This is a genomic window from Streptomyces atriruber (genome assembly GCF_001418325.1).
Taxonomy (GTDB): domain Bacteria; phylum Actinomycetota; class Actinomycetes; order Streptomycetales; family Streptomycetaceae; genus Streptomyces; species Streptomyces atriruber.
The window spans coordinates 259-5,477 of sequence record NZ_LIPN01000599.1 but is presented as its reverse complement, the minus strand read 5'-3'; the positions used below and the strand labels follow the sequence as shown (position 1 = coordinate 5,477).

Annotated in this window: 7 protein-coding genes; 2 read left to right on the top strand and 5 right to left on the bottom strand. The window is 71.0% G+C overall.

Going from position 1 to position 5,219, the window contains the following annotated elements; genetic code table 11:
• Positions 1–190 precede the first annotated feature (190 nt).
• Both AOK03_RS39085 and AOK03_RS39080 read right to left on the bottom strand, forming a co-directional pair.
• Positions 191–397: a DUF397 domain-containing protein gene (locus AOK03_RS39085; protein ID WP_055570091.1), complete on the bottom strand. Its 207-nt coding sequence runs from the start codon at positions 395–397 to the stop codon at positions 191–193.
• Entirely contained in the window at positions 381–1,220 is an 840-nt protein-coding gene (locus AOK03_RS39080; protein ID WP_055570090.1) for a helix-turn-helix domain-containing protein, read from the bottom strand. Before AOK03_RS39080 ends, AOK03_RS39085 begins: the two co-directional genes overlap by 17 nt.
• A gap of 129 nt (positions 1,221–1,349) precedes the next feature.
• Between AOK03_RS39080 and AOK03_RS39075 the strand changes: the two genes are divergently transcribed.
• Together AOK03_RS39075 and AOK03_RS39070 are read left to right on the top strand one after the other, a co-directional pair.
• Positions 1,350–1,559 (top strand): hypothetical protein, encoded by a 210-nt coding sequence (locus AOK03_RS39075; protein ID WP_055570094.1) that lies wholly within the window; start codon positions 1,350–1,352, stop codon positions 1,557–1,559.
• Positions 1,556–1,783, top strand: coding sequence for a hypothetical protein (locus AOK03_RS39070; RefSeq protein ID WP_079075254.1), 228 nt, complete (start codon positions 1,556–1,558; stop codon positions 1,781–1,783). The genes AOK03_RS39075 and AOK03_RS39070 overlap by 4 nt, the downstream gene beginning before the upstream one ends.
• 145 nt (positions 1,784–1,928) lie before the next feature.
• Here AOK03_RS39070 and AOK03_RS39065 read toward each other — a convergent pair whose 3' ends face one another.
• From AOK03_RS39065 to AOK03_RS39055, 3 genes are all read right to left on the bottom strand, one after another.
• Entirely contained in the window at positions 1,929–2,966 is a 1,038-nt protein-coding gene (locus AOK03_RS39065) for a helix-turn-helix domain-containing protein (protein WP_244177940.1), read from the bottom strand.
• Positions 2,967–3,031: 65 nt separating this feature from the next.
• Positions 3,032–4,549 carry a PTS transporter subunit EIIC gene (locus tag AOK03_RS39060; protein ID WP_055570089.1) on the bottom strand — a complete coding sequence of 506 codons (1,518 nt, stop codon included), beginning with the start codon at positions 4,547–4,549 and terminating at the stop codon, positions 3,032–3,034.
• Between the two features lie 51 nt (positions 4,550–4,600).
• The coding region (locus AOK03_RS39055; RefSeq protein WP_244177939.1) for an N-acetylmuramic acid 6-phosphate etherase at positions 4,601–5,219 on the bottom strand (619 nt) is incomplete at its 5' end.

Genomic DNA, 5,219 nt, shown 5'->3' with positions numbered 1-5,219 from the left:
CCGGGTCAAGGTCAACGTGCGGTGGAGGGACGGGAGTCAAGGGTGGAGCGCAGCGGAATCGGCGCAGCCGACGCGACAAAGTCGCGCCCTTTACTGCCGGCCCGGAACCGCCACACTCCGCAAAACCCCGGGCGGCCCCGGTGACCATCAAAGACGCAGGCCCACCGAAGCCTCCGGCGGCGTTCAGCGGTCAGCCGTGCTTGAGGCCCGCCACGAACGCGGCCCAGCTCGCGGCGCGGAACGTGAGGTGGGGGCCGGTGGGGTTCTTGGAGTCGCGGACGGGGACGGTGTCCGTTTCTCCGTCGGATACTTCGAGGCAGTCGCCGCCATCTCCGGCGCTGTGGGTGGACTTGCGCCAAGCGGTAGCGCTCACGACGTACTCAGGGTTGTTCCTCATGGGCGTAATCGTGCGCCATCGACTCGACTACGGCCAGGGAGTGTTGGGGGGTGTGACCCAACGCCTGGAGGAGGCTGAACGTCATGTTGTGGCGGGCAACCGTCGCCGGGTCGTCGATCAGCCGTCCTGTGTCCAGCCCTTCGAGGAAGCAGAGGGGCGGCGCGTCGGCGAACTCCATGATCTTGAGGGAACCGCCCATCCCTGCATGTGATCCGGCGCTGAACGGCAACACCTGCAGGATGACTCTGCGTCGGCGTGCCAGGTCGGCAACGTGGCGCAGGGCCTCTGCCATGGCTGCCGGGCCACCGACCGGGCGCCGGAGTGCGGCCTCGTCCAGTACCACCCACAACAGCGGGGTTGTCGGGTGGTCGATGAGGCGGGCGCGATCCATGCGGGTCGCCACCAGTTCGTTGATCTCGTCGTCCGTGGCCATCGGACGGTAGGTCCGGAACAGATCGGCGGAGTACGCCGGTGTCTGGAGCAGGCCCGGGATCAGCAGGGGCAAGTAGTGCTTGATCGCCGTTGCGGACACCTCTGCCTCCGCTGCCTCGGCGAAATGGTCGGGGTACTTGGACTTTGCGAGGGCCCCGCAATTGCGCGTAAAGAAGCCCTCCGTGCCGAGCTTCTCGTCGAAGTACACCGCGTACTCCATGTGCATCCGCCGCGTACCCGACTCCAGCTGTCCGATGAACGAACCGCTCACGAAGAGCGGCGCGCCCAGCGCCTCCTGGCTGAGGCCCGCCCGTTCGCGCGCATGGCGGAGTTCGCAGCCCAGCAGGGCCCGGGGGTTCGATGACGGGTCGAGGTCTTTGGGGCGGGTCATGGGCGGCTCCTCCGTGACACGCGGCGCCCGGACACGGAGGGGTGTTGGGTCGCCGGGGCTTTTAAGGCTATGCGGGAGCGGACACGCTGGGTGAGGAAACAGCAACACTCGGTGTGGAAGGTAGTGGTCATGGCGCTGACGGCGGAGGAAAGGGTGCGGGCGGCCGAGGAGGCCGTACGGCAGTTGAAGGCGGGCCTCGCAGGGGCCGGGGTCACGTTGCCGTCGCTGCGGGTCGACCCGCTGAGCGTGTCCGGCGAGGGGCTGCCGCTCGTGGAGCTGGGGCGCTGCAACCTCGACACGGCGTTGCGGCTCGCCGCGGTGCTGGAGGGGGAGCGGTGAAGGAGGAGGATCCGCGGGTGCCCGAGACGGGGACGTACGCCGTCGACTACCGGGACGGGAGCGTGGGGCGGGTGATGGGCTGCGAGGGCGGACTCGTGCAGCTCAGACCGCTGGGCGGCGGACGGGAGTGGGACTGCCCGCCGGGGGAGGTGGGGGAGGCGCCGACCGCGGACGTGCTGCGGGCGCGGGTGCGGCAGGTCAACCGGGAGGGCCGACTGCCGTGAGCGGACTCTCGCGCTGCCAGGTGGGTCGGCGCCGCGCGGCCGGGAGGGCGCAGCGGCGCGAGAGGACCTCGGCAGTGCGTGCCGGGTCCTCTCGCGCGACTCCCCCCTGCTGACCCACTGTGGCCCGCCCGGGGCCACCGGGTCTTCAGCAATCAGCGCACGCATCCTTCGCATCCCGCGCACGCGGGCGCACCGCGCTGGGGGGAACGCCGTGGACCGTACGGAACAGCCGGCTGAAGTCGGCCGGATGGCGAAAGCCCCAGCGCACGGCGATCTCGGCGACCGTGCGGTGCCGCAGCGCGGGGTCGGAGAGCTCGGCGTGGCAGCGTTCGACGCGGCGGCGCCGGATGGAGGCGGCCACGGTCTCCGGCCGGTCGTGGAACAGGGCGTGCAGGGTGCGCAGGGAGATGTGGTGGGCGGCGGCGACGGCCGCCGGGCGTAACTCGGGGTCGCCCAGGTGGTGATCGATGAACGCGTCGATCCGGGCGAGCAGGACCGCCTTGCGGGTCTCGGCGGGCAGCGCGTCCGGGACGCCGAGCTGGGCCGCGAGCACGGTGGACACCAGGTCGAGGCCGATGCGCCCGATCCGGTCCAGCTCGCGCGGGCCGCAGCTGCGTGCGGCCTCGGGGAGTCCGTTCAGGTAGGGGGCGAGCAGTCGTGCCGCGCCGGTCCGGGCGGACAGGGACGCGGCCAGCAGGCGGTGCACCCCGTCGTCCGCCATGGGGAGCACGGAGCGCGGCAGCCGCATGAGTGTGAGCCGGGTCTGTCGGCCGTACTCGAGGAAGTCGCACATCAGAGGGTGCGAGGTGGAGTACAGGCTCATGTCGCCCGCTGCGAGGCAGGCGATGTTGCGGCCCTGTTCCAGCCGGATCGGGCCGCCGCGCGCCAGGATCAGGAAGCACGCCTCGGGATCGGAGCGGCGGATCTGGAGCGGTGAACGGCGGGCCGTCATCGGGGAGAAGGAGAACGCCTGCACCTGGCTCTCGGGCAGTTCGACGAAGTCCGCCCGGCCGTTGAACGTGAGCACGTGCGGGCTGCGCACGGAGACGGGCACGACTTCATTGCCCACCATGTCGACCCACCAGTTGAACCGGTCCCGCGCCGGGAGGACGTCCGTGTTCATGCTGAACACGGCCTCCGGCCCGTTCTTCTCTTCCCCCGCGGCCTCATGGAGAGTGGGCATCCCCAGATGTTCCCGCATCAGGGATGCGGGAACAACGGGAGCAGAGGGCGCCGGGGGAGCGGGCGTTACGCCCGTGCCGGTTCCGCCTCCGGGGCCGTGGGGCGGGTGGCCGTGGCTGCGGTGTCCGTGTCCGCCGCCGCGTCCGCGTCAGCCGCGTCCGCCGCGTTCAGCTCGACCAGCATCTGCTTGCTGAAGCCGAAGAAGTACGTGGCGAAGAAGCCGACCAGGTAGCCGACGAGCAGGCCGCCGCCGTAGACGGCGACCGTCAGGCCGAGGCCCTTGTTGCCGTCGAGGAGCGGGAAGAGCGCCCAGCCGGACGGGCCGATGGCCGTGGAGCCGACCTTGTCGCCGATCATCGAGAAGAAGCCGATGAACGCGCCGCCCGCGGCACCGCCCACGCACGCCGTGACGAACGGGCGGCCGAGGGGGAGGGAGACGCCGTAGATGAGCGGTTCGCCCACGCCGAGGAAGCCTGCGGGAAGCGCGGACTTGATCGTCGTACGGATCGACTTGTTGTGCTTGAGGCGCTTGTAGACGGCGATCGCGCAGCCGACCTGGCCCGCGCCCGCCATCGCCAGGATGGGCAGCAGGACGGTGAAGCCCTGCTGCTCGATGAGCGTGGTGTGGATGGGGATCAGGGCCTGGTGCAGGCCCAGCATGACCAGGGGGAGGAAGAGGCCGCCCAGGACCAGGCCCGCGAACGCGCCCGTGTTGTCCAGGAGCCAGTTCGCCGCCGTGCCGATGCCGGTCGACACCTCGCCCGCGAGGAACATCAGACCGAAGATCGTGACGAGGCCCGAGACGAGGACGGTCAGGGTGGGGGTCACCAGGACGTCCACCGCCTCCGGCACCCACTTCCTGCACCACTTCTCGACGTACGTGGCGAGGACCGCCGCGCCCAGCGCGCCGAGCACGCCGCCCTGGCCGGGGGAGAGCTTCTGGCCGAACGCCTCGATGTTCGCCACGCCCGCGTACACGATGATCGCCGCGACCGCGCCGCCCAGGATCGGCGTACCGCCGAACTCCTTCGCCGTGTTGAAGCCGACGAACACCGCGATCAGCGCCATGAAGCCGGAGGCGATGGCGGCGAGCGCGGGGGTGATCGACGGCAGCCATTCCAGGTTGATCAGGAGGCCGTTGATGCCCGCGATGATGCCGCAGCCGATCAGGGCGGGGATCAGCGGCACGAAGATGTTCGCGATGCGGCGCAGGAAGAGCTTGAACGGGGTCGCGTTCTTCGCCTTGCGGGCTTCCTTGATCGCCGCGCCCTGGGCGGCCAGCTCCGCGGCCGTGGGCGCGTGTTCGGCGGGCGCTTCGGTGCGGCGCTCCGCCACCATGGCTTCGAGTTCCGGCGTGACCCGGGCGACCGTGCCGGGGCCGAGCACGATCTGGTACGTGTCGTCCTCGACCACGCCCATCACGGCGGGCAGGGCCTTCAGCGCGTCGTCGTCGACGAGCGAGCGGTCGGCCAGGCCCAGGCGGAGCCGGGTCATGCAGTGGGCTACGGACGTGACGTTCTGGGCGCCGCCGACGAGGGGGAGGATCGCGGCGGCGGTGGCGCGGTTCTTGTCATCAGGTGCCATGGTGCGGTGCCTTGCTGTGCTGGTGGCGCGGTGGCGCTGTGCTGGAGGGGCCTAGTCCGTCTTGGTGGCGCGGGAGTTGTCGAGGGCCGCGCGGAGGTGGCCGTCGGACGTGGCGAGGAGCTCGGCGGCGGTGGGGCCGTCGACCTGGCCGAGGATGGTGAGGATGGCGTTCTTCACCTCCCCGTCGGTGGCGGCGAGGGCGGCCTCGATCTCCTCGTCGGAGGCGCCGGTGGCGAGGGCGACGATGCGGCGGGAGCGGGCCCGCAGCTTCTCGTTCGACGCGCGCACGTCCACCATCAGGTTTCCGTACGTCTTGCCGAGGCGGATCATCGTGATCGTCGACAGCATGTTGAGCACGAGCTTCTGGGCCGTGCCCGCCTTCAACCGGGTGGAGCCGGTGAGGAGTTCGGGGCCGACGACGACCTCGATGCCGTGCTCGGCGGCGGCCGCGAGCGCGCTGTCCGCGTTGCAGGAGAGGCCGATGGTCAGCGCGCCGTAGCGGGCGCGGGCGTACTCGACGGCGCCGATCGCGTACGGGGTGCGGCCGGAGGCGGAGATGCCGACGACGACGTCGTCCTCGGTGAGGTTCAGCCCTTCCAGGTCCTCGGCGGCGAGCTCCTTGCTGTCCTCCGCGCCCTCGACCGCCTTGACCATGGCGCTCGGCCCGCCC